Annotated in this window: 20 protein-coding genes; 14 read left to right on the forward strand and 6 right to left on the reverse strand. The window is 61.0% G+C overall.

From position 1 onward, the window contains the following. The first annotated feature begins 20 nt into the window (after positions 1-20). From gloB to fabI, 8 genes are all read left to right on the forward strand, one after another. The gene (gene gloB, locus QMK55_RS01320; RefSeq protein ID WP_320328490.1) at positions 21-788 is read left to right on the forward strand and encodes a hydroxyacylglutathione hydrolase; all 768 of its coding nucleotides are present in this window, start codon (positions 21-23) and stop codon (positions 786-788) included. A gap of 99 nt (positions 789-887) precedes the next feature. Further along, a complete protein-coding gene (locus tag QMK55_RS01325) occupies positions 888-2,351 on the forward strand; it encodes a LysM peptidoglycan-binding domain-containing protein (RefSeq protein WP_320328491.1) in 1,464 nt (487 codons plus the stop codon). Between the two features lie 424 nt (positions 2,352-2,775). Then, entirely contained in the window at positions 2,776-4,608 is a 1,833-nt protein-coding gene (locus QMK55_RS01330) for an extracellular solute-binding protein (protein ID WP_102357108.1), read from the forward strand. After that, on the forward strand, positions 4,605-6,446 hold the full coding sequence (locus QMK55_RS01335; protein WP_320328492.1) for an extracellular solute-binding protein: 1,842 nt from the start codon (positions 4,605-4,607) through the stop codon (positions 6,444-6,446). The genes QMK55_RS01330 and QMK55_RS01335 overlap by 4 nt, the downstream gene beginning before the upstream one ends. A 4-nt stretch (positions 6,447-6,450) precedes the next feature. Then, positions 6,451-7,524, forward strand: coding sequence for a microcin C ABC transporter permease YejB (locus QMK55_RS01340; RefSeq protein WP_047599820.1), 1,074 nt, complete (start codon positions 6,451-6,453; stop codon positions 7,522-7,524). Between the two features lies 1 nt (position 7,525). After that, positions 7,526-8,545: an ABC transporter permease gene (locus tag QMK55_RS01345; protein WP_064587187.1), complete on the forward strand. Its 1,020-nt coding sequence runs from the start codon at positions 7,526-7,528 to the stop codon at positions 8,543-8,545. A gap of 1 nt (position 8,546) precedes the next feature. Continuing rightward, on the forward strand, positions 8,547-10,157 hold the full coding sequence (locus QMK55_RS01350; RefSeq protein ID WP_320328493.1) for an ABC transporter ATP-binding protein: 1,611 nt from the start codon (positions 8,547-8,549) through the stop codon (positions 10,155-10,157). 19 nt (positions 10,158-10,176) lie between these two features. Continuing rightward, positions 10,177-10,971, forward strand: coding sequence for an enoyl-ACP reductase FabI (gene fabI, locus QMK55_RS01355; RefSeq protein ID WP_007906751.1), 795 nt, complete (start codon positions 10,177-10,179; stop codon positions 10,969-10,971). Positions 10,972-11,150: 179 nt separating this feature from the next. On the opposite strand, the gene QMK55_RS01360 is transcribed toward fabI, so the two are convergent. Next, entirely contained in the window at positions 11,151-12,005 is an 855-nt protein-coding gene (locus tag QMK55_RS01360) for a LysR family transcriptional regulator (RefSeq protein WP_320328494.1), read from the reverse strand. Positions 12,006-12,115: 110 nt separating this feature from the next. On the opposite strand from QMK55_RS01360, the gene QMK55_RS01365 reads away from it, so the two are divergent. After that, the gene (locus QMK55_RS01365) at positions 12,116-12,541 is read left to right on the forward strand and encodes a VOC family protein (RefSeq protein ID WP_320328495.1); all 426 of its coding nucleotides are present in this window, start codon (positions 12,116-12,118) and stop codon (positions 12,539-12,541) included. Between the two features lie 1,269 nt (positions 12,542-13,810). On the opposite strand, the gene QMK55_RS01370 is transcribed toward QMK55_RS01365, so the two are convergent. The 4 genes from QMK55_RS01370 to QMK55_RS01385 form a co-directional block, all read right to left on the reverse strand. Then, positions 13,811-14,776, reverse strand: a complete 966-nt coding sequence (locus tag QMK55_RS01370; RefSeq protein ID WP_102357100.1) for a sensor domain-containing diguanylate cyclase — start codon at positions 14,774-14,776, stop codon at positions 13,811-13,813. 76 nt (positions 14,777-14,852) lie between these two features. Beyond that, positions 14,853-15,431 (reverse strand): hypothetical protein, encoded by a 579-nt coding sequence (locus QMK55_RS01375; RefSeq protein ID WP_102357099.1) that lies wholly within the window; start codon positions 15,429-15,431, stop codon positions 14,853-14,855. A gap of 1 nt (position 15,432) precedes the next feature. Beyond that, complete coding sequence (locus QMK55_RS01380) at positions 15,433-17,595, reverse strand: xanthine dehydrogenase family protein molybdopterin-binding subunit (protein ID WP_320328496.1); 2,163 nt, start codon at positions 17,593-17,595, stop codon at positions 15,433-15,435. Between the two features lie 20 nt (positions 17,596-17,615). Then, positions 17,616-18,071: a (2Fe-2S)-binding protein gene (locus tag QMK55_RS01385; RefSeq protein WP_025111491.1), complete on the reverse strand. Its 456-nt coding sequence runs from the start codon at positions 18,069-18,071 to the stop codon at positions 17,616-17,618. 249 nt (positions 18,072-18,320) lie between these two features. Here QMK55_RS01385 and QMK55_RS01390 point away from each other — a divergent pair, with 249 nt between their 5' ends. Continuing rightward, positions 18,321-19,151 carry an alpha/beta hydrolase gene (locus QMK55_RS01390; protein WP_320328497.1) on the forward strand — a complete coding sequence of 277 codons (831 nt, stop codon included), beginning with the start codon at positions 18,321-18,323 and terminating at the stop codon, positions 19,149-19,151. Between the two features lie 1,016 nt (positions 19,152-20,167). Here QMK55_RS01390 and QMK55_RS01395 read toward each other — a convergent pair. Beyond that, positions 20,168-20,560: a GFA family protein gene (locus QMK55_RS01395; RefSeq protein WP_320328498.1), complete on the reverse strand. Its 393-nt coding sequence runs from the start codon at positions 20,558-20,560 to the stop codon at positions 20,168-20,170. A 404-nt stretch (positions 20,561-20,964) separates the two neighbouring features. Here QMK55_RS01395 and QMK55_RS01400 point away from each other — a divergent pair, with 404 nt between their 5' ends. The 4 genes from QMK55_RS01400 (at position 20,965) to QMK55_RS01415 (ending at position 23,674) form a co-directional block, all read left to right on the forward strand. Next, positions 20,965-21,330 (forward strand): DUF6124 family protein, encoded by a 366-nt coding sequence (locus QMK55_RS01400; protein WP_102359060.1) that lies wholly within the window; start codon positions 20,965-20,967, stop codon positions 21,328-21,330. Positions 21,331-21,416: 86 nt separating this feature from the next. Beyond that, complete coding sequence (locus tag QMK55_RS01405; protein ID WP_320328499.1) at positions 21,417-22,085, forward strand: class I SAM-dependent methyltransferase; 669 nt, start codon at positions 21,417-21,419, stop codon at positions 22,083-22,085. Between the two features lie 216 nt (positions 22,086-22,301). After that, positions 22,302-22,805, forward strand: a complete 504-nt coding sequence (locus QMK55_RS01410; RefSeq protein ID WP_102359058.1) for a VOC family protein — start codon at positions 22,302-22,304, stop codon at positions 22,803-22,805. A 35-nt stretch (positions 22,806-22,840) separates the two neighbouring features. Further along, complete coding sequence (locus QMK55_RS01415) at positions 22,841-23,674, forward strand: helix-turn-helix transcriptional regulator (protein WP_102359057.1); 834 nt, start codon at positions 22,841-22,843, stop codon at positions 23,672-23,674. The last annotated feature ends 41 nt before the right edge of the window (positions 23,675-23,715 follow it).

The following is a 23,715-nucleotide window of genomic DNA, read 5'->3' on the forward strand; positions in this document are numbered from 1 at the left end:
CCGCTTGGCGAATTCCTCCGATGATACAGATCAGTGCCCTGCCCGCGTTCACCGACAACTACATCTGGTTGTTACAGGATCACCGCAGCCATCGCTGCGCGGTGGTCGACCCGGGCGATGCCGCGCCGGTGCAGGCCTGGCTCGCCGCTCACCCGGACTGGGTATTGAGCGACATTCTGATCACCCACCATCACCACGATCACGTCGGCGGCGTCGAACGCCTGAAAGCCGCGACCGGCGCCACCGTCTATGGCTCGGCCAGCGAGAACATTCCGGGGCGCGACGTGGCGCTCAAGGATAACGACACGGTCAGCGTCCTCGGCTGGGAATTCGATGTCTATGCGGTGCCAGGCCACACCCTGGGCCATATCGCCTACTACCACCATGGTCTGCTGTTTTGTGGTGACACACTGTTCGCCGCCGGTTGCGGGCGCCTGTTCGAAGGCACGCCGGAGCAGATGCACCACTCGCTCAGCCGCCTCGCCGCCCTGCCCGAGGATACGCTGGTGTATTGCACCCATGAATACACCCTGAGCAACCTGAAGTTTGCCGCGGCTGTCGAGCCGACCAACCTCGACATCGCCGCCCGTCTGAAAGACGTCAGCGAAAAGCGCGAGAAAGGCGTGATGACCCTGCCCTCGACCCTGGCCCTGGAAAAGCTCACAAATCCGTTTTTGCGTACCACTGAAACATTAGTTACACAAAAAGTGGACGAACGGGCAGGCGCTCAAAACCGGGCGCCGAGTGAGGTTTTTGCGGCTCTGCGGGCATGGAAAGATACGTTCTAAGTGACCCACCCCTTGATACAAAAATTCTGAATGGTTGACCGCAAGGGGTGCGCTTTCTAGAATCGCCCGACATTTTTGCCCGGAACTTACTTCCAGCCAATGTCGTCATCCATACGTAAGTCCGTCAATTCAGACACGTTGACCCGCCTGGCCCAAGCCATCGCGGTGGCTGTGTCCGCCACGTTGGCGGGCTGCTCCAGCCATGCTCCGCAGTCCGAGGCGAGCCATACGCCGAACATTGCTGCGCGAGCCAAGCAGAAGCCGATCTGGCTGAGCGAAAAGCCGAGCCCGCAGGTGCCTCAGGACATCTGGGAGCGCATGCGCGGCGGTTTCCAGCTGCAGGACGGCCTGGGCGTGAACCCGCGCATCGAGCAACAGCGCCTGTGGTTTGCCAGCAACCCGTCCTTTCTCGAGAGCGCCGGCGAACGCGGCAGCCTCTACATTCATTACATCGTCGAGCGTCTTGAAGAGCGCAACATGCCGCTGGAACTGGCCCTGCTGCCAGTGATCGAGAGCGCCTACAACCCGATGGCCTATTCCCGGGCCGACGCATCGGGCCTGTGGCAGTTCATCCCGTCCACCGGCCGCTACTACAACCTGCGCCAGACCCGTTTTTATGATGGCCGTCGCGACATCACCGCCTCGACTACCGCGGCGATGGATTACCTGACCCGTCTGCACGACATGTTCAACGGTGACTGGCTGCTGGCTCTGGCCGCGTACAACGCCGGTGAAGGCACGGTCAGCCGCGCCATCGAGCGTAACGAGAAGCTCGGCCTGCCGACCGACTACTGGAACCTGTCGTTGCCGGCGGAAACCCAGGCGTACGTGCCAAAGCTGCTGGCCCTGTCGCAAGTGGTACTGGCGCCGGAAGCCTACGGGGTGAACCTCAACCCGATCGCCAACGAACCGTATTTCCAGGTCGTCGAAATCAACCAGCGCATGGACCTGTCCAAGGTCGCAGCGGTGGCCAACATCGACGAAGACGAGCTGTTCCAGCTCAACCCGGCGTTCAAGCAGCGCACCACCGTCGACGGCCCGCAGCATCTGCTGGTGCCGACGTCCAAGGCGCAACTGCTGACCGCCAGCCTGCAGACCATGCGCCCCGAAGAGCTGATCAGCCCGCGTTCGCTGAAACCGGTGTTCGACGGCGCCGACCCGAGCGAAGTGGCGAAGCTCAAGCGCGCCTACCGGGTCAAACGCGGCGACAACCTCGGCTCCATCGCCAAGGCCAACAAGGTCGACGTCAAGGATCTGCAACGCTGGAACAAGCTGACCGGCAAGAACCTCAAGGTCGGCCAGACTTTGGTCATGCAGGACACCACCAAGCGCGCGCCGGCTCGCAAGTCTGGCCGGGTCAACACGGTGGTTGCGGCCAACAGCAAGACCAAAGGCAAGGACGACAGCGCGCAGCAGACTCAGTACAAGGTCAAGCGCGGCGACACGCTGTACGTGGTGGCCAAACGATTCAACGTTGAGATGCAGCATCTCAAGCGCTGGAATCCGGGTGCGGGTAAAGCATTGAAGCCTGGGCAGATGCTCACGGTTTATCAGCCGCACTGACTGAAGAGCCCCTGAGATTTCAGGGGTTTTTTTTGGTCCGGACTTTGTGGCGTGCTTTAGATCGATCCCCCTCACCCCAGCCCTCTCCCCCACGGGGGCGAGGGGAAAGGGAGCCGATCTCCGTGCTGTTCAAAATCCGAGTTCGACTCGGTATCGCACGTCGATGTAATTCGCCCAGACACCACAGTCAGTCCCCTATCCCCCCGGGAGAGGGGCTTTTGAGAACTTGAGTTCGACTCGGTGCAGCACGTCGGTGTAATTCGTCCAAACACCACGATCAGTCCCCTCTCCCTCCGGGAGAGGGTTAGGGTGAGGGGCTCTTCGCGCAAACGATTAACCCCGCATTAACCCGCATCTTTTTCCTGCCCAGACAAGCTGTTACTGTACGGCCCACAAAGCCCAAGCCGCCTGGATCGGATCTGACTTGAAGCGTCCCCTCCTCCTGTTCCTGATCAGCCTGGCCTTGAGCTCACCCGCAAGCGCGACGATTACCGAAAGTCACGGTTATGCGCAGTTCGGCACGCTCAAGTACCCGGCCAGATTTACCCACTTCGACTGGGTCAACCCGCAAGCGCCCAAGGGCGGTACGTTGCGGGTGATGGCGTTCGGCACCTTCGATACGGTCAATCCGTACACCTTCAAAGGCACCAGCCCGGTCACTACACCGAATTTCCTGCAGTACGGCATCAACGAACTGAACGAACCGCTGATGGTCGGCACCGGCCAGTATTCGCCGTCCGGCGACGAACCGGCGTCCAGCTATGGTCTGATCGCACAATCGGTGGAGTACAGCGAAGATCGCAGCTGGGTGGTATTCAATCTGCGCCCCGAGGCGCGCTTTCACGATGGCACGCCGATCACCGCCTACGACGTGGCGTTCTCCTATCGGTTGCTGCTCAAGGAAGGCCATCCGCTGTACCGCACTGCCCTGCAGGAAGTCTCACGCGTCGACATCCTCAACCCGCAGCGCATTCGCTTCGTGATGAAGCGCTCGGGCAATCCGCTGCTGATCCTGCGTCTGGGCGAGCTGCCGGTGCTGTCACAGCATTACTGGAAAGGTCGCGACTTCAAGGCCACCACCTTCGAACCCCCGCTGGGCAGCGGCCCGTACCGCATCACCTCGGTGACACCGGGGCGGCAGTTGATCTTCGAGCGGGTCAAGGACTACTGGGGCAAGGACCTGGCGGTCAATCGCGGCAAGTACAACTTCGATCGCATGGAGGTCGAGTTCTACCGCGACAGCGACGTCGCCTTCGAAGCGTTCAAGGCCGGTGAATTCGACATTTACATCGAGCATCAGGCGAAAAACTGGGCCAACGGTTACAACTTCCCCGCGATACGCCGTGGCGAGGTGATCAAGGCGCAGATCCCGCACCAGATCCCGACTCAGAGCCAGGGCCTGTTCATGAACACCCGGCGCGCGTCCTTCAGCGACGTCAAGGTGCGCGAAGCGCTGGGCCTGATGTTCGACTTCGAGTGGACCAACCGCGCGCTGTTCAGCGATGCCTACAAACGCACCACCAGTTATTACCCGAACAGCGAATTCAGTGCCAGCGGGCTGCCGATCGGGCATGAATGGCTGATGCTCAAGCCGTATAAAGATCAGTTACCCGCGAAGCTGTTCACCGAGCCGTTCACGCTGCCGCAAACCGACGGTCGCGGCATCCCCCGGGAAACCATGCGCAAGGCGCTGGCATTGCTCGCCGAAGCCGGCTGGAAGCTCAACGGCCAGCGTCTGCAAAACGCCGCAGGGCAGCCGCTGAGCTTTGAACTGCTGCTGGTCAACCCAAACCTCGAGCGGATCCTGCAGCCATACATCGAGAACCTCAACAGCATCGGCGTCGATGCGCGCCTGCGCACGGTGGATCGCGCCCAGTACAAACAGCGCCTGGATCAGTTCGATTTCGACATGATCCTGATGACGCTCAACCAGACCCTCAGCCCGGGCCTGGAGCAGTGGCAGTACTTCCACTCCAGTCAGGTCGGGGTCAAGGGCAGCAAGAATTACGCCGGCATCGCCAACCCGGTGGTCGATCACCTGCTCGAACAACTGCTCGCCGCGCAAACCCGCGATGAACAGGTCGCCGCCGGCAAGGCGCTCGACCGCGTGCTGCTGTGGCAGCACTACAGCATTCCCAACTGGTACCTCAATTATCACCGACTGGCCTACCGCAACCGGTTGGCTTTCGTCACCACGCCGCCCTACACCCTGGGCCTGAGCGCGTGGTGGCTGAAATCTTCGGAGAACAATAAATGACGCCCATCCGCGCCCTGCTCGTGCAGGCCAGCGGTCTGCTGTTCGCCGGGCTGGCGATTGCCGCCCCACAACACGCCGTGACGCTGTACAACGAGCCGCCGAAATACCCGGCCGATTTCAAACAGTTCGACTACGTGAACCCCGACGCGCCCAAGGGCGGGATCTTCCGCCAGGCCGGGTTCGGCGGCTTCGACAGCCTCAACCCGTTCATCAGCAAAGGCGTGCCGGCCGATGACGTCGGGCAGATCTACGACACCCTGACCAAGCACAGCCTCGACGAGCCGTTCACCGAATACGGCCTGATCGCCAGCAAAATCGAAAAAGCCCCGGACAACAGCTGGGTGCGTTTCTACCTGCGCCCGGAAGCGCGCTTTCATGACGGCCACCCGGTGCGCGCCGAAGACGTGGTGTTCAGCTTCCAGACCCTGACCAAGGACGGCTCGCCGCTGTTTCGCGGTTACTACAGCGACGTCGACGAGGTGATCGCCGAGGATCCGCTCAAGGTCCTGTTCAAGTTCAAGCACAACAACAATCGTGAGTTACCGCTGATCCTCGGCCAGTTGCCGGTGCTGCCGAAACACTGGTGGGCCACTCGCGATTTCACCAAGGGCAACCTGGAAATTCCGCTGGGCAGCGGCCCGTACAAGGTCGCCGAAGTGAAGGCCGGACGCTCGGTGCGTTATGAGCGAGTCAGGGATTACTGGGGCAAGGACCTGCCGGTCAATCGCGGGTTCTACAACTTCGACGTGATGACCACCGACTACTATCGCGACAACACCGTCGCCGTCGAAGCGCTGAAGGCCGGCCAGTTCGATTACTGGCTGGAAATGACCGCGAAGAACTGGGCCAACGCCTACAACATTCCGGCGGTCACCGAAGGTCGGCTGATCAAGGAACAGATCGCCAACAGCAACCCGACCGGCATGCAGGGTTTCGTCTTCAACCTGCGCCGCCCGGTGTTCCAGGATGTGCGCGTGCGTCAGGCGCTCGGCCTGCTGTTCGATTTCGAATGGACCAACAAACAACTGTTCAACGGAGCCTACTTCCGCACCCGCAGCTATTTCGAGAACTCGGAAATGGCCGCGACGGGCCTGCCGGACGCCGAACAACGGGCGATCCTCGAACCGTTCCGCAGCAAGCTCCCGGCTCAGGTGTTCAGCGAAGCGTTCGAGAACCCGAAGACCGACGCCAGCGGCATGATCCGTGCCCAGCAGCGCGAGGCCTATCAACTGCTGCAAGAGGCCGGCTGGAAGATCGTCGACGACAAAATGGTCGACGCCACCGGCAAACCGGTGGTCATCGAATTCCTGCTGGCGCAGACCGAATTCGAACGCGTGCTGTTGCCGTTCAAACGCAACCTGGCCGACCTCGGCATCGATCTGGTGATCCGCCGCGTCGACGTTTCGCAGTACATCAACCGCGTGCGCTCGCGGGACTTCGACATGGTCGTCGGCAGCTTCCCGCAGTCCAACTCGCCGGGTAACGAGCAGCGTGAATTCTGGATGAGCGCCGCCGCCGACAAACCGAGCAGCCGCAACACCATGGGCCTGAAGGATCCGATCGTCGATCACCTGGTGGAAAACCTGATCAACGCCGACTCGCGCAACAGCCTGGTGGCCCACGCCCGGGCGCTGGATCGGGTGCTGCAATGGGGTTACTACGTGGTGCCCAACTGGCACATCAAGACCTGGCGCGTGGCCTACTGGAACCACATCGGTCACCCGAAAGTCTCGCCCAAATACGACATCGGGATTAACACCTGGTGGGTCAAGCCCGACGCGAAACCCGCCATGGAAGTCGAAACCAAACTGCAAGCCGACCCTGCGGGCACGGAGTAATCAGATGCTGGCGTATATTTTTCGGCGACTGCTGCTGATCATCCCGACCCTGTTCGGCATCTTGCTGATCAACTTCGTGATCATTCAGGCCGCGCCCGGCGGGCCGGTGGAACAGATGATCGCCAAGCTCGAAGGCTTCGAAGGTGCCACCAGCCGTATCGCCGGCGGCGGCGCCGAGGTGTCGGTGGCCGGCTCTGCCTATCGCGGTGCGCAAGGCCTGGATCCGGCGCTGATCAAGGAAATCGAGCACATGTACGGGTTCGACAAGTCGGCCCCGGAACGTCTGTGGATCATGGTCAAGAACTACGCGAAGCTGGACTTCGGCGACAGCTTCTTCCGCGACGCCAAGGTCATCGACCTGATCAAGGAAAAGATGCCGGTGTCGATCTCGCTCGGGCTGTGGAGCACGCTGATCATGTACCTGGTGTCGATCCCGCTGGGGATCGCCAAGGCCACGCGACACGGCAGCCATTTCGACGTATGGACCAGTTCGGCGATCATCGTCGGCTACGCGATTCCGGCGTTCCTGTTTGCGATCCTGCTGATCGTGGTGTTTGCCGGCGGCAGTTATCTGGATTGGTTCCCGCTACGCGGCCTGACGTCGAACAACTTCGATCAGTTGAGCCTGGGCGGCAAGGTCCTCGACTACTTCTGGCACCTGGCGCTGCCGGTGACGGCGCTGGTGATCGGCAACTTCGCAACCATGACCCTGCTGACCAAAAACAGCTTCCTCGACGAGATCAACAAGCAATACGTGGTCACCGCCAAGGCCAAGGGCCTGACGCGCAATCGCGTGCTCTACGGCCACGTATTCCGCAACGCCATGCTGCTGGTGATTGCCGGCTTCCCGTCGGCGTTCATCGGCATCTTCTTCACCGGCTCGTTGCTGGTGGAAGTGATCTTCTCCCTCGACGGTCTGGGCCTGATGAGTTTCGAAGCAGCGATCAACCGCGATTACCCGGTGGTGTTCGGCACCCTGTTCATCTTCACCCTGCTGGGGCTGGTGGTGAAACTGATCGGCGACCTCACCTACACCCTGGTCGATCCGCGCATCGACTTCGCCAGCCGGGAGCATTGAGATGAACCTGTCTCCTCTCAACCGCCGCCGGTTCGAACTGTTCAAGGCCAACAAGCGTGGCTGGTGGTCGCTGTGGCTGTTCCTGATCCTGTTCGGGCTGAGCCTGGGCGCCGAGCTGATCGCCAACGACAAGCCGCTGGTGGTGCATTACGACAACAACTGGTACTTCCCGGCGATCAAGCGTTACCCGGAAACCACCTTCGGCGGAGAATTCCCGCTGGAAGCCAACTACAAGAGCCCGTACATCCGCGAACTGCTCAAAGCCAAGGACGCGTGGGTGCTGTGGGCGCCGATCCCCTACAGCTACCAGAGCATCAACTACGACCTGAAAGTCCCGGCCCCGGCGCCACCGTCGGCGGACAACCTGCTCGGTACTGACGATCAGGGCCGTGACGTGCTCGCGCGGGTGATTTACGGCTTCCGGATTTCGGTACTGTTCGCGCTGACGTTGACCGTGCTGAGTTCGATCATCGGCGTGATCGCCGGCGCGCTGCAGGGTTTCTATGGCGGCTGGGTCGATCTGGCCGGGCAGCGTTTTCTGGAAATCTGGTCGGGGCTGCCGGTGCTGTATCTGCTGATCATTCTGGCCAGTTTCGTCCAGCCGAATTTCTGGTGGCTGTTGGGGATCATGCTGCTGTTTTCGTGGATGAGCCTGGTCGACGTGGTGCGCGCCGAGTTCCTGCGTGGCCGTAACCTTGAATACGTGCGTGCAGCCAGAGCGCTGGGCATGCAGAACGGCGCGATCATGTTCCGCCACATCCTGCCCAACGCCATGGTCTCGACCATGACCTTCATGCCGTTCATCCTCACCGGCGCCATCGGCACCCTCACCGCGTTGGACTTCCTAGGCTTCGGCTTGCCGGCCGGCAGTCCGTCGCTGGGTGAACTGGTGGCCCAGGGCAAATCCAACCTGCAAGCGCCGTGGCTGGGCATGAGCGCGTTTGCCGTGCTGGCGTTGATGTTGAGTCTGCTGGTGTTTATCGGCGAGTCCGCTCGCGATGCCTTCGACCCGAGGAAGTGAAATGAATCAGGACAATCTGATCGAAGTGCGCGACCTGGCCGTCGAATTCGGTTTCGGCGAGCGCGTGCACCGAGTGGTCGAAGGCGTGAGTTTCGACATCAAACGCGGCGAAACCCTGGCGCTGGTCGGCGAATCCGGCTCGGGCAAATCGGTGACCGCGCACTCGATCCTGCGTTTGCTGCCCTATCCGATGGCCCGGCATCCGGCCGGCAGCATCACCTACGCCGGGCAAAACCTGCTGGGCCTGAGTGAAAAAACCATCCGCCACATTCGCGGCAACCGTATCGCGATGATCTTTCAGGAGCCAATGACCTCGCTGAATCCGCTGCACTCGATCGAGAAGCAGATCAACGAGATCCTCGGCATCCACAAGGGCCTGAGCGGCAAAGTCGCGACCAGGCGCACCCTGGAGCTGCTGGAGATGGTCGGCATCCCCGAGCCGCACAAGCGCCTCAAGGCCCTGCCCCACGAATTGTCCGGCGGCCAGCGCCAGCGGGTGATGATCGCCATGGCCCTGGCCAACGAGCCGGAACTGCTGATTGCCGACGAACCGACCACTGCGCTGGACGTGACCGTTCAGCTGAAAATCCTCGATTTACTCAAGGAACTTCAGGCTCGATTGGGCATGTCGCTGTTACTGATCAGTCACGATTTGAACCTGGTGCGAAGAATTGCGCATCGTGTATGTGTCATGCAGCGCGGTTGCATCGTCGAACAGGCATCGTGCGAAGAGCTGTTCCGTTCGCCGCAGCATCCGTACACTCGGGAATTGCTCGGCGCGGAGCCCAGCGGAGGCCCGGCGACCAATAAAATCGGCGCGCCGCTGCTCGAAGTCGAGAACCTGAAAGTCTGGTTCCCGATCAGGAAAGGCCTGCTCAAGCGCACGGTGGATCACGTCAAGGCAGTGGACGGCATCAATTTCAGCCTGCCTCAGGGTCAGACCCTGGGGATCGTGGGGGAAAGCGGATCCGGCAAATCCACGCTGGGTCTGGCGATTTTGCGGCTGATCGGCAGCAAAGGCGCGATCCGCTTTGAAGGCAAGCAGCTAGACTGCCTGACGCAGAATGAGGTTCGCCCGTTGCGGCGGGAGATGCAGGTGGTGTTTCAGGACCCGTTTGGCAGCCTGAGCCCGCGCATGTGCGTCAGTGACATCGTTGGTGAAGGCCTGCGGATTCACAAGATGGGCACCGCTGCCGAGCAGGAAGCGGCGATTATTGCGGCATTGAAGGAGGTAGGTCTGGATCCGGAAACCCGGCACCGCTACCCCCACGAATTTTCCGGTGGGCAACGGCAACGAATCGCCATTGCCCGAGCCTTGGTGCTCAAACCGGCGCTGATCCTGCTGGACGAGCCGACGTCGGCGCTCGACCGGACGGTGCAGCGGCAAGTGGTGGAGCTGTTGCGTTCACTGCAAGCCAAGTACAACCTGACGTATTTGTTCATCAGCCATGACCTGGCTGTCGTCAAAGCGCTGAGCCACCAGTTGATGGTGGTCAAGCATGGCCAAGTGGTCGAACAGGGAGACGCGCAAGAAATCTTTGCCGCCCCTAAACATCCGTATACACAGCAGTTGCTGGAAGCCGCTTTTTTGGCACCAGCCACTGCGCAATAACCTGAAAGAGGAGCAACACATGGGTTTTCTCGCCGGTAAGCGCGTACTGATCGTCGGTGTCGCCAGCAAGCTGTCCATCGCATCCGGCATCGCTGCCGCCATGCATCGCGAGGGCGCTGAGCTTGCCTTCACTTATCAGAACGACAAACTCAAAGGTCGTGTTGAAGAATTCGCGCAGGGCTGGGGTTCGAGCCCTGAGCTGTGCTTCCCGTGCGACGTGGCCAGCGATGAAGAAATCGCCAAGGTCTTCGAAGCACTGAGCAAGAAGTGGGACGGCCTGGACTGCATCGTGCACTCCGTTGGTTTCGCCCCGGGCGACCAACTGGACGGCGACTTCACCGAAGCCACCACCCGTGAAGGTTTCCGCATCGCTCACGACATCAGCGCCTACAGCTTCGTGGCCCTGGCCAAGGCTGGCCGCGAAATGATGAAAGGCCGCAACGGCAGCCTGCTGACCCTGTCGTACCTGGGCGCCGAGCGCACCATGCCGAACTACAACGTCATGGGCATGGCCAAGGCTTCGCTGGAAGCTGGCGTGCGTTACCTGGCCGGCTCCCTGGGCCCGGACGGCACCCGCGTCAACTGCGTATCGGCTGGCCCGATCCGTACCCTGGCAGCGTCGGGCATCAAGAACTTCCGCAAAATGCTGGCCGCCAACGAAGCGCAAACCCCGCTGCGTCGCAACGTCACCATCGACGAAGTCGGCAACGCCGGCGCCTTCCTGTGCTCCGACCTGGCGTCGGGCATCAGCGGTGAAATCATGTACGTGGACGGCGGCTTCAACACCACCGCCATGGGCAACATCGAAGAGTAATCTTCGCTTAGCCAATAGAAAACCCGCCTCTTCAGGCGGGTTTTTTATTGCTGCAATTTCTTGAACAACCCAAATCCTTTGTAGGAGTGAGCCTGCTCGCGATGGCATCGGGTCAGAAACATTGATGTCTCTGGACCACCGCCATCGCGAGCAGGCTCACTCCTACAGGGGGTTGCTGGCTACTCCAGGCAATCGGCGAACAGTTTTTGAATCGGCTGACTGCGCTGGCTGTAGCGTTGCAGCAAAACCATCTCGCGGTAGAACGTCAGTTCGCCCAGTTCGATTACCCGAACCTTGAGCGGATGCTCCAGCCATAATCCGGCTTTGGGCAACAACGAAACACCCAGGCCCGATTCGACCATTTTCACGATCGCTTCCAGCTCATCGAGCTCCAGCGCCACGCTGACTTCGATCCGCTGTTCACGCAGAAACCGCGTCACCAGCCGTCCGCCGAACGAGTTGCGGTCATAGCGCACCTGCGGTTGTTCGGCGAGCAATTGCAGTGGATCGTCACCCTCGACCTGCATCGGCACGATCAGCACGAACGGCTCGCGCCTTATCACCTGCGCCGACAACTCCTTGGGCAGCTCGAACGGTGGCTTGATCATGATCGCCAGATCCACCTCGCCGGCATCGACCTGGCTCAGCAGATTCAGTGACACCCCCGGCACCAGTTTCGGCTCCAGCCCCGGCGCCTGCTGACGCAAGCGCAACAGCGCCTGTGGCAACAACCCGGTTTGCGCGGTGGCCACCGCGCCGATTTTCAGCTCACCGCGAAACTCGCTGACCTCCTCGCTGATCGCCATGCGGCTGAAGATCGCGAGCATTTCCCGGGCCATCGGCAAGGCACGCAATCCGGCCGCGTTGAGCGTGGCCTGCCGGCCAGTACGGTCGAACAGACGAATGCCCAGCGCCTGTTCGAGGTTGCGGATCTGCGCGCTGACCGCCGACTGGGTCAGCCCGATGTGCAAACCGGCGGCGGCGAACGTACCGTGGCGCGCCACCGCGAGGAAGGTCTTGAGTTCACGCAGCATTTGCACCTCGATTGATCGAAATAATTTGAGCTCGGCGCAAAAACTATCGTCTTTCAATCACCTTTCACAGCACTAAACTCAATCGACTTTCCCTGATCGAGCATTGCGCCATGTCGTTAAGCCCTTTTCATCTGGCCATTCCCGTCTATGACCTGGCCGCCGCACGCCACTTTTACCGCGAAGTCTTCGGGCTCGAGGAAGGTCGCTCCAGCGAGCATTGGGTCGACTTCAATTTCTTCGGCCACCAACTGGTGATTCATCTGGCGCCGAAAAATGCCTCCCAGGAAGCTGCGCACACCAACGCCGTGGACGGGCATGACGTGCCGGTGCCGCATTTCGGCGTGGTGCTGGGGATGGCGCAATGGCAGGCACTGGCCGAACGCCTGACGTCGCTGGGCACACGGTTCGTGATTGAGCCAGGGATTCGTTTTCAGGGATTGGTGGGCGAACAGGCAACAATGTTTCTGTTTGACCCGTGCGGCAATGCGCTGGAATTCAAGGCGTTCAAGGACATCGGGCAGTTGTTTGCCAAGTAGAGCATCGCAGGCAGGCCAGCTTCCACAAGGTTCTGAGCAATACCCGGATTTCGTGAACACCCGATAAAACTGTGGGAGTGGGCTTGCTCACGAAGAGGTTGGCACATTCGACATCGGTATCGCCTGAGTGGACGCCTTCGCGAGCAGGCTCGCTCCCACACGGGATTGGTGGTGGATGAAAGATTCGGGGCTGGCCGAGATCAAGGGTGGGAGTGGGCTTGCTCACGAAGAGGCCGGCACATTCGACATCGGTATCGCCTGAGTGGACGCCTTCGCGAGCAGGCTCGCTCCCACACGGGATTGGTGGTGGATGAAAGATTCGGGGCTGGCCGAGATCAAGGGTGGGAGTGGGCTTGCTCACGAAGAGGCCGGCACATTCGACATCGGTATCGCCTGAACGGACGCCTTCGCGAGCAGGCTCGCTCCCACACGGGATTGGTGGTGGATGAAAGATTCGGGGCTGGCCGAGATCAAGGGTGGGAGTGGGCTTGCTCACGAAGAGGTTGGCAGATCCAGCATCGATGTCGACTGACTTGACGCCTTCGCGAGCAAGCCCGCTCCCACACGGGATTTGTGGGGGATGAAAGATTCGGGGCTGGCCGAGATCAAGGGTGGGAGTGGGCTTGCTCACGAAGAGGTTGGCAGATCCAGCATCGATGTCGACTGACTTGACGCCTTCGCGAGCAAGCCCGCTCCCACACGGGATTTGTGGGGGATGAAAGATTCGGGGCTGGCCGAGATCAAGGGTGGGAGTGGGCTTGCTCACGAAGAGGTTGGCAGATCCAGCATCGATGTCGACTGACTTGACGCCTTCGCGAGCAAGCCCGCTCCCACACTGGATTTGTGGGGGATGAAAGATTCGGGGCTGGCCGAGATCAAGGGTGGGAGTGGGCTTGCTCACGAAGGGGTTGGCACATTCGACATCGGTATCGCCTGAGTGGACGCCTTCGCGAGCAGGCTCGCTCCCACACGGGATTTGTGGGGGATGAAAGATTCGGGGCTGGCCGAGATCAAGGGTGGGAGTGGGCTTGCTCACGAAGAGGTTGGCAGATCCAGCATCGATGTCGACTGACTTGACGCCTTCGCGAGCAAGCCCGCTCCCACACTGGATTTGTGGGGGATGAAAGATTCGGGGCTGGCCGAGATCAAGGGTGGGAGTGGGCTTGCTCACGAAGAGGCCGGCACATTCGACATCGGTATCGCCTGAGTGGACGCCTTCGCGAGCAGGCTCGCTCCCACAGGGGATTTGTGGGGGATGAAGGGCCTGAATCAGTGCCGTTTCAACGCCTGCTTGTGTGCATACATCGCACCGTCGGCATCCGCCAGCAGGCGATCGACGCTGTCATGGCGCTGCGGGTCGTATTCGATCTGGCCGACGCTGAAGCGAATGTCGTAGCCGCGCTGCAACATCGCATTGCGCTCGTCGAGGATGTCCTTGAGCCGCGTCATGATCGCCGTGGTTTCGATGTGACTGGAGCCGGTGAGCAACACCACGAACTCGTCACCACCGAGCCGCCCGACCACGTCGCTCTCGCGAAAGGCAATGCGCAGCACGTCGGCAAAGGTCTTCAGCGCACTGTCGCCCTCGGCATGCCCGTAAAGATCGTTGATTTGCTTGAAGTCATTCAGGTCGAAAAACAGCAATGTCGCCGGTTTATCCAGCCGCGCGCAGGCGTCCAGACCGTGCTGGGCGAGGGCCTTGAAACCACGACGGTTGGACAGCAGCGTCAACTCGTCCATGCTCGCCATCTGTACCGCCATCAACTCTTGCTCGGCCATGCGCGCCAGATCGCGCAGCAGTTCGCGCTCTTCGTCGTCGAGTTGCCGGGGTTTGGTGTCGATCAGGCACAGCGTGCCCAGTTTGCTGCCATCGCTCACCCGCAGCGGGCAACCGGCATAGAAGCGGATGCCCGGCGCCCCGATCACCAGTGGATTGTCGTGGAAGCGTTCATCCAGCGCTGCATCGCTGACGTGCAGAATCTGATCACCGAGAATCGTATGCCCGCAAAACGACACATCGCGCCCGGTCTCACTGGCGTCCAGTCCCACGCACGACTTGAACCACTGCCGATTGGTGTCCACCAGACTGACCAGGGCAATCGGCACATCGAACACTCGCCGCGCCAGGCGCGTCAGCCGGTCGAAACGCTCTTCGGGGGCGCTATCGAGCACATTGAGCCCGCGCAAGGTCGCGACACGGGCCTGTTCGTTGACGGGTTTCTCCGGGGCCAGCATGGGTTACTCCATCGAGAGGTCTAACACTTTAGAGTAGACCATGCGCGGTTTGACTCCTCGGCGCTGTTACCTTTGGTCAGCCGCCTGCCACCGGGCACGGGCCACCGGCGTCGGCCCAGAGCTTGAACTGGGCGACAAAAATGTCGTGCGGCACCGGCACCGGCGTGCGCCCTGCTCCGGGATTCCAGCCCCACAGCACCAGCTTGTCGTCGCTGACGTGCTTGATCAGCGCCGCGAAATCACGGTCACCGTTGCTGGAGCGATCCTTGATCATCGCGCACAACTTGTCGGGCGGCAGGCCGATCCAGGCCATTTTGTGTGCCGCCGGCGGCAGGCTCCAGTGCGGCGCCCCCGGTGGCGCATGCGGGCCGTAACTGCCCGGCGGGTTGCTCTCGGCGTGGCAGGTGGCGCAGGGCAAACCGGCGGCGCCCTTGCCGTCCATGCCGCGCACCACATTCATTGCGTGCGGGGTGCCGGCGTCGAACTGCAGCGGCGAATCACCGGGAATATGACAGTTCTGGCAGCGCGGGCTCTGGAACACCTTCTGCACCGTGCCGAACGCCTTGAGCGCTTCCTGATCGTCGGCGAACAGGTCCGAGGCGTAACCGCCCAGGCCCAGCAGGATCACCGTGCCCAACAGCAGATGTCGTTTCATCTCACACCCCCGACAGTTGCAGCGGCAGTTCGCGCAGGCGTTGTCCGGTCAGGGCATACACCGCATTGGCCACCGCCGGCGCGGTTGGCGGGACGCCGGCCTCGCCGATGCCCCCGGGTTTGTCTCTGCTGGGCACAATATGCACCTCGACCAGCGGCATCTCGTTGAGCCGCAGTACCTGATAATCGTGATAGTTGGACTGCACGACCATGCCGTCCTTCACCGTCAGTTTGCTGTGCAGCGCCATGCCCAGGCCAAAGGTGATGCACGATTCCATCTGCGCCGCGATGCTCTGCGGGTTAACCGCAATCCCGCAATCCACCGCACACACCACGCGGTGCACGCGGATCGCCAGATTGTCCTGCGAGACCTCGGCGACCTGCGCCACATAACTGCCAAATGACTCGTGCACCGCCACGCCCAAGGCATGCCCACCCGGCAGCGGCGCTGTCCAGTTGGCCTTCTCCACCGCCAGATTCAGCACGCCCAGATGCCGTGGATGGTCCTTGAGCAACGTGCGTCGGTATTCCACCGGGTCCTTGCCCGCCGCCGTGGCCATTTCATCGATCAGCGATTCCATGACAAACCCGGTGTGGCTATGGCCCACCGAACGCAGCCACAGCACATTGATCCCGGTCTGCGGTGAATGCAGCTCGACCTGCTGATGGGCCAGGCCCTTGAGATACGGGCTGTCGGCCACGCCCTCGACAGAGGTCGGGTCGATGCCATTCTTGACCATGGTCGCTTCCAGCAGCGTGCCGGTCATGATCGATTGGCCGACCAGCACATGCTGCCAGCTCAGCGGCATGCCCTGCCCGTCCAGGCCGATGCGCGCCTGATGCAGGAACATCGAACGGTAATAACCGCCACGAATGTCATCCTCACGTGACCACACGGTTTTCACCGGCATCCCGGCGGCTTTCGCCACTTGCACCGCTTCGGCGACGAAGTCCGACGTCGGATTGGCCCGACGCCCGAAGCCGCCGCCGAGAAACTCGGTGTGAATCTCCACCTGCTCGGGTTTGAGCCCGGTGATCTTGCCGGCGATCATCTGGTCGAGGGTCTGGAATTGCGTGCCAGTCCAGATCTCGCACTTCTCGGCGCTGATCTTCACCGTGCAGTTGAGCGGTTCCATGGGCGCGTGGGCCAGATACGGCACGCTGTACTCGACGTCGATTTTCTTCGCCGCCTTGTCGAAATTACCCTTCGGGTCCCCGGCCTGAGCGGCCGATGTGCCCGGTGTCGCCGCCAGTTTGCGGAAACTGTCGAGCAGGCCCTGACTGCTGAGGTCCGTGTGTGGCCCCATGTCCCAATCGACGTTCAAGGCATCGCGGCCCAGCTTCGCCGCCCAATAATGCTCGGCGATCACCGCCACACCGGTCGGCACCTGCACCACTTTGTGCACTCCGGGCACCGCCAGCGCCTCGGCACCTTCGAAGGATTTGACCGTGGCGCCGAACACCGGCGCCCGCGCGACCATCGCGGTCATCAAGCCCTCGAACTGCACGTCCATGCCGAACTTGGCGCGGCCGGTGATTTTCTCCGGGGTGTCGAGACGCTTGGTCGGTTTGCCGATGACTTTCCAGTCCTTGGCCTCCTTGAAGGTGATCGACTTCGGATCCGGCACCGGCAACTGCCCGGCAGCGTCCGCCAGTTCGCCGTAGGTCGCCCGTTTATCGCCGGCGATCACCACGCCCGACTCGGTGCGAATCGTCGACGCAGCGACGTTGAAGCGCTTGGCCGCGGCCTCCACCAGCATCTGCCGCGCCGTGGCTCCCGCAAGCCGATAACGGTCAAACTCCATCCAGGTCGAAGTCGAGCCGCCGGTAATCTGCATCCCGCCAAACGCCGGCATACCGTAATTGGCCGCCGAGGCCGGCGAGTGCTCGACGCGGATTTTCGACCAGTCGGCGTCCAGCTCTTCGGCAATCAGCATGGTCAGGCCGGTCCAGATACCCTGGCCCATTTCCGAATGCCCGAGCAACACCGTCACGCTGTTGTCGGCGGCGATGCGCAAAAACGCATTCGGCGCGAAGACCTTGCCTTCATTCTCCGCCGCCAGGGCAAACCGATGGGCACCGGGCACGACAAACGCCACCACCAGACCGCCACCCAGCACGGCGCTGCCCTTGAGAAAACCACGACGCGATACAGGACTGTTCATCGTCTATCTCCCCACCGGGTTCAACCGATTTCGGCCGCACGTTTGACCGCTGCGCGGATTCTTGGATAAGTGCCGCAGCGGCAGATGTTGCCGGAGAGCGCCTGATCAATATCGCTGTCGGTGGGTTTGGGGATTTTCGCCAGCAGCGCGGCGGCCGACATGATCTGCCCGGACTGGCAGTAACCGCACTGCACCACATCCAGTTCGGCCCAGGCCTGTTGCACAGGATGCGAACCGTCGGTGGACAGCCCTTCGATGGTGAGAATTTTCTGGCCGTTGGCCACGGCGGTGGCGGGCGTGATGCAGGCGCGCAGTGGCGCGCCGTCAACGTGCACCGTGCAGGCACCGCACTGGGCCATGCCGCAGCCGAATTTGGTACCGGTCAGGTGCGCCACATCACGCAGGACCCAGAGCAGCGGCATGTCGGCCGGCACATCGAGCTCCTGATCCTTGCCATTGATATTCAAGGTCAGCATCGGGGGATTTCCTCAGACTCACGGTGTTCTGAAGGGGCGTCGCTACGGCCGGCAAAGCCTGCGCGCGCCTCGGCTTATCCCTTTCAGCAAAGCCTAATTTGCGCCGCAAGCCAGACGTTGCGACCACCGGTCATGCCTCAACGAAAAAATGTCGACTTTAATCCTACGGCTGATAACGGCGCTCACCCAAGCCATCACGACCGGTCTGCGACGAGCGCTAACCCATCACATTGGTCTGGAGTCGCGAACATGGGATTTATCACCACCAAAGACGGCGTCGAAATCTTCTACAAGGACTGGGGCCCGAAGGACGCCCCGGTGATCCACTTCCACCACGGCTGGCCGCTCAGCTCGGATGATTGGGACGCGCAGATGCTGTTCTTTCTCGGGCAAGGCTTTCGGGTGATCGCCCATGATCGCCGGGGTCACGGCCGATCGAGCCAGGTCTGGGCCGGGCATGACATGGATCACTACGCAGACGATGTGCTGGCGGTGGTTAAACATTTGGGTGTGAAGAACGTTGTGCATGTCGGCCACTCCACGGGCGGCGGTGAGGTTATCCATTACATCGCCCGCCACGGTCAGGACAACGTCGCCAAAGGCGTGCTGATCAGCGCCGTGCCGCCGCTGATGGTCAAGACCGATAGCAATCCCGGTGGTCTGCCGAAATCGGTGTTCGATGATTTTCAGACGCAACTGGCGGCTAATCGGGCGCAGTTTTATCGGGACATTCCGACCGGCCCTTTTTATGGCTACAACCGGCCGGGCGCCAAACCTTCGGAAGGGATTATTGGCAACTGGTGGCGCCAGGGCATGATCGGTGGGGCCAAGGCGCATTACGACGGCATCGTCGCGTTCTCGCAGACCGATTTCACCGAAGACCTGAAGCAAGTCACTGTGCCGGTACTGGTGATGCATGGCGAGGACGATCAGATAGTGCCGTACGCGAACTCGGGGCCTTTGTCGGCGAAACTGCTGCCAAATGGCACGTTGAAATCGTATCCGGGGTTTCCCCACGGGATGCCGACGACGGAGGCGGCGACGATCAATGCGGACCTGCTGGCCTTTATTCGCGGCTGAGATCACTGAGGTCAGCTGCCTCCCCCTGTGGGAGCGAGCTTGCTCCGGGCGGCGTTCCGACGAAGGCAATCTGTCAGGCAATATCGGGCTGACTGAACCACCGCTATCGCGAGCAGGCTCACTCCTACATTTGTCTGCGGCGTACATACAAATATCCATCCCACACAAAACCCTGTGGGAGCGGGCTTGCTCGCGAAGGCAATCTGTCAGGCAATATCGGGCTGACTGAACCACCGCTTTCGCGAGCAGGCTCACTCCTACAGTTGTCTGCGGCGTACATACAAATATCCATCCCACACAAAACCCTGTGGGAGCGGGCTTGCTCGCGAAGGCAATCTGTCAGGCAATATCGGGGCTGACTGAACCACCGCTATCGCGAGCAGGCTCACTCCTACATTTGTCTGCGGCGTACATACGAATATCCATCCCACACAAAACCCTGTGGGAGCGGGCTTGCTCACGAAGGCAATCTGTCAGTTGATACTGGGCCAACTGGCCCACCGCTTTCGCGAGCAAGCCCGCTCCCACATTTGCCTGCGGCGTACATACGAATATCCATCCCACACAAAACCCTGTGGGAGCGGGCTTGCTCGCGAAGGCAATCTGTCAGGCAATATCGGGCTGACTGAACCACCGCTTTCGCGAGCAGGCTCACTCCTACATTTGTCTGCGGCGTACATACAAATATCCATCCCACACAAAACCCTGTGGGAGCGGGCTTGCTCGCGAAGGCAATCTGTCAGTTGATACTGGGCCAACTGGCCCACCGCTTTCGCGAGCAAGCCCGCTCCCACACTTATCTGCGGCGTACATACGAATATCCATCCCACACAAAACCCTGTGGGAGCGGGCTTGCTCGCGAAGGCAATCTGTCAGGCAATATCGGGCCAACTGAATCACCGCTTTCGCGAGCAGGCTCACTCCTACATTTGTCTGCGGCGTACACATGAATATCTACCCCACACAAAACCCTGTGGGAGCCAGCTCACTGTCACAAAGGCAGGCTGTGGGCCGCATTACTCTTCTATTCGGCCCGTGCTCTCACGGTCACGTTCGTAGTGGTGAGCCAGCGGCAGCGCCGGCAACCACGCCTCACGACGGACAGTCCAGAGTTCATAAGTGGGCTTGAAGCGGTTCGGCTCATCAAGCGACCCCACGTTGATTTCGACCTCGTCTCCCGACCGTGTGAAGACCGGAGAACCGCAGCGCAAACAGAAAAACCGGCCGTTATAGTCGCCGGTTTTGCCGGTGACCTTCAGCGCATGTTCCGGGAATATCGCCGAGGTGTGGAACAGCGCGCCGTGACGTTTGCGGCAGTCCAGGCAGTGGCAGATGCCGACGCGATAGGGCTGGCCAGATACTTCGAAACGCACATCGCCGCACAGGCAGCCGCCGGTGATTTGATCCATGTCGTAGCTCCTCTGATCGCTCATGTCTTCAGTGTCTAAACGCAACGCCGCACACCCGTTTAAATTACACGAATCGTTACGTCATAAAGGCTACAACGCCTTGCGTCGTTGCCTACGCGTACACCAGAATCCGCCGGCTTACACGGCTATGGGGTGGGCTATATCGTTTGCCGGTCACTGAATAACAGTGATCGGGTTTGGTAGCCCGCTTCTAAGTATGATGGCGACGCCATAGGCAGTTCCCTTTTTCAGGGACTCGTTTTTATATGGCGGCCATGCGTGGGGCTCCTTCGGGAGCGCCGGGTTTCCTGCTTAGACCGGTCTACCAACCCGCGTATGGCCGCCACCCTCGTTTGGTAGCGAGAGTGATGGCTCCTTACTTATGCTAAGCAGGAGCTTCATCCATGTTCAAAGTCACACCAAACCCGCCAGACACCGATCCAATCCCCCACGACCCCAGCCTTGACCCGCAGAAGGTCAAAGAGGCCACCGATCGCGCCCTCGATTTCTACCTCAACCCCGAAACCTCGAAGGCTTCAATGTTTTCACCCAAGGCCCGCCCCATCTACCTCGTCGACCCCACGCTGGATGACGAAACCCTGCTGGTCGAAGCCTGTGAATCGCTGTCGTCGGCCCATGCCATGGCCGGCAATATCGCCAACTCGGTGGGCGGCCCGGAGCGCAAGCCGCTGCTGGCGTTGCAACAGTTGATCATGTTGAACGAGCTGTTGGTCAATCGCTTGCTGGATAAGCTGCGCGTCCCGCAGTAGTTGCCAGACGGTTCAGTGAGGGGTTGCCCCTCACTGCTTCACGCAGTCCATACTGCACCTATCAACCCATCGTTTCGGACGCCGACATGCCCTCCCCCGAATCCTCCCTTCTGCAGAGCTGGCACAGCAACGCTGACGCCTGGATCGAGGTGATCCGCAGCGGTGCCATTGAAAGCCGTCAGCAAGTCACCGATCAGGCGATCCTGCTGGCCATCATGGGCCGCCAGCCGGAACGTGTGCTCGACCTGGGTTGCGGCGAAGGCTGGTTGTTACGGGCGCTGGCCGATCGCGGCATCGAGGCGGCGGGCGTGGATGGCGATGCGACGCTGGTCGAGGCGGCACGCGCGGCGGGCTCGACCAGGGTGCACGTCGCCAGTTACGAGGCGCTGGTCGAGGCCAAGGTCGATATCGGCCGCGAATACGATTTGATCTGCGCGAATTTCTCGCTGTTGCATCAGGACATCATCCCGCTGCTGACCGCCATGCATGCCCTGCTCACCCCGGGCGGTGCGCTGCTGATCCAGACCCTGCACCCGTGGGCGGTTGCAGCGGGGTATTATCAGGACGGCTGGCGCGAAGAGTCCTTCGCCGGGTTCAAGGGCCAGTGGCAGCCGATGCCGTGGTACTTCCGCACGCTGTCGAGTTGGCTGAATGCCCTGGACATGGCGGGGTTCCGGCTGGCCGGCCTGCAGGAACCGCAGCATCCGCAAAGCGCAGTGCCGCAGTCGTTGCTGATGCTCGCCGAACAGCGCTAACTCGGCAGCTCGAGCCCCTTGTGGGAGCGAGCCTGCTCGCGAAGACGGAGTGTCTGACAGGCTCGTTTCAGCTTGTGCCGACGCTTTCGCGAGCAAGCTCGCACCCACAATGTTTGGCTTTGCATGCTCCATTTTGTCGATCTACGGCACCGCCATTCGACCAAGGACTGACTACGCTGTTAATCCTGCGTGTCTAACCTGCCGAGGATGACTGCCATGCAACGCTTTCAAAAAATCACGCCGTGCCTGTGGTTCGACGATCAAGCCGAAGCGGCGGCGAAGTTCTACTGCTCAATCTTCGATCACTCGAAAATCACCGGCCTGACCCACTACAGCAAGGTCGGTCAGGAATTTCACGGTAAACCGGAAGGCGCGGTGATGACGGTCAGTTTCGAACTCGACGGCCAGAGCTTCACCGGGCTCAATGGCGGGCCGATGTTCAAGTTCAGTGAGGCAATTTCGTTTCAGGTCAACTGCCAGAATCAGGAAGAAGTCGACCATTTCTGGGGCAATCTGTCAGCCGGCGGCCCGGTCGAGGCCCAGCAATGCGGCTGGCTCAAGGACAAGTTCGGGGTGTCGTGGCAGATCGTGCCGGTGGCGTTCATGCACATGATGCTGGACGCCGACACCAGCAAGTCGCAGCGGGCGATGCAGGCCATGTTCAAGATGAAAAAACTCGACATCGCCGAACTGGAGCGGGCCTTTGCCGGCCAGAGCTAATACACTCCAGGTCTGGCCTGCCGGGAACAATAACGATGAAACACGCTGCCGCCAAAAACCCTGAAAAGGCCCCGCGCTTCTGGCGCGACGACGCCCTGCCGTTTATTGAAGCGCGGGCCATCGCCGATGGTCGTGAGGTTTGCTACTCACGACATTCCCATGCGCATTTTTCCATCGGTGCGATCACCGCCGGGCGCAGCATTTATGTGCATGAGCACGCGCAGTTCGAGGTCGCGGCCGGCACCGTGGTGCTGATGAATCCCGGCGACGTGCATGCCTGCAACCCGATCGATGACCAACCGTGGTCGTACCTGATGCTGTATGTGGAGACGCCGTGGCTGACGGATTTGCAGCATCAGCTCGGGTTCAGTGCCGAACTGGAGTTTCACCGATTTTCCACCACCCACTTGAATGACCCGCGACTGTTCCGCGACCTGCAAGGACTTTACGACACGCTGGTCGATGAGCAGCAGGACGCGCTGCGCAAACACAGCGCGGCAGTCGAGTTTTTCAGCGATCTGCAAGGGCGCCTGAACCCGGCGGAACAAGCGTTGCGCGAGCCGAACTTCAAACTCGAACGCGCCGCCGAGTTCATCCGCGAGCACTGCACCGCCCTGCTGAGCCTGGACGACATCTGCACGGCGGCGCAGTTGTCGCCGTCGTACCTGATCCGCGCCTTCAAGCAGCATTACGGCATGACCCCGCACGCCTTTGTGGTCAATCAGCGCATCCAGTTCGCCCGCGAGCGCTTGCGCAGCGGCCAGTTGATTGCCGATGTGGCGCTTGAAGCGGGATTCGCCGATCAGGCGCATTTTCAGCGAGCATTCAAACAGCACCTGGCTGCCACTCCGGGTCAATATCGCGGCTGACAGCAAAACCCGACTACGCTGCAGATCAACCACCCCCCCCT

This window comes from Pseudomonas sp. P8_229 (assembly GCF_034008635.1).
GTDB lineage: Bacteria > Pseudomonadota > Gammaproteobacteria > Pseudomonadales > Pseudomonadaceae > Aquipseudomonas.

Bases quoted from the DNA above. Each gene is read 5' to 3' on its own strand.
- QMK55_RS01415 (WP_102359057.1), top strand. From the start codon at position 22,841: ATGAAACACGCTGCCGCCAAAAACCCTGAAAAGGCCCCGCGCTTCTGG.
- QMK55_RS01365 (WP_320328495.1), top strand. From the start codon at position 12,116: ATGTCGTTAAGCCCTTTTCATCTGGCCATTCCCGTCTATGACCTGGCC.
- QMK55_RS01370 (WP_102357100.1), bottom strand. From the start codon at position 14,776: ATGCTGGCCCCGGAGAAACCCGTCAACGAACAGGCCCGTGTCGCGACC.
- QMK55_RS01360 (WP_320328494.1), bottom strand. From the start codon at position 12,005: ATGCTGCGTGAACTCAAGACCTTCCTCGCGGTGGCGCGCCACGGTACG.
- QMK55_RS01385 (WP_025111491.1), bottom strand. From the start codon at position 18,071: ATGCTGACCTTGAATATCAATGGCAAGGATCAGGAGCTCGATGTGCCG.
- QMK55_RS01395 (WP_320328498.1), bottom strand. From the start codon at position 20,560: ATGGATCAAATCACCGGCGGCTGCCTGTGCGGCGATGTGCGTTTCGAA.
- QMK55_RS01335 (WP_320328492.1), top strand. From the start codon at position 4,605: ATGACGCCCATCCGCGCCCTGCTCGTGCAGGCCAGCGGTCTGCTGTTC.
- QMK55_RS01340 (WP_047599820.1), top strand. From the start codon at position 6,451: ATGCTGGCGTATATTTTTCGGCGACTGCTGCTGATCATCCCGACCCTG.
- QMK55_RS01405 (WP_320328499.1), top strand. From the start codon at position 21,417: ATGCCCTCCCCCGAATCCTCCCTTCTGCAGAGCTGGCACAGCAACGCT.
- gloB (WP_320328490.1), top strand. From the start codon at position 21: ATGATACAGATCAGTGCCCTGCCCGCGTTCACCGACAACTACATCTGG.
- QMK55_RS01325 (WP_320328491.1), top strand. From the start codon at position 888: ATGTCGTCATCCATACGTAAGTCCGTCAATTCAGACACGTTGACCCGC.
- QMK55_RS01390 (WP_320328497.1), top strand. From the start codon at position 18,321: ATGGGATTTATCACCACCAAAGACGGCGTCGAAATCTTCTACAAGGAC.
- QMK55_RS01350 (WP_320328493.1), top strand. From the start codon at position 8,547: ATGAATCAGGACAATCTGATCGAAGTGCGCGACCTGGCCGTCGAATTC.
- fabI (WP_007906751.1), top strand. From the start codon at position 10,177: ATGGGTTTTCTCGCCGGTAAGCGCGTACTGATCGTCGGTGTCGCCAGC.
- QMK55_RS01410 (WP_102359058.1), top strand. From the start codon at position 22,302: ATGCAACGCTTTCAAAAAATCACGCCGTGCCTGTGGTTCGACGATCAA.
- QMK55_RS01375 (WP_102357099.1), bottom strand. From the start codon at position 15,431: ATGAAACGACATCTGCTGTTGGGCACGGTGATCCTGCTGGGCCTGGGC.
- QMK55_RS01345 (WP_064587187.1), top strand. From the start codon at position 7,526: ATGAACCTGTCTCCTCTCAACCGCCGCCGGTTCGAACTGTTCAAGGCC.
- QMK55_RS01380 (WP_320328496.1), bottom strand. From the start codon at position 17,595: ATGAACAGTCCTGTATCGCGTCGTGGTTTTCTCAAGGGCAGCGCCGTG.
- QMK55_RS01400 (WP_102359060.1), top strand. From the start codon at position 20,965: ATGTTCAAAGTCACACCAAACCCGCCAGACACCGATCCAATCCCCCAC.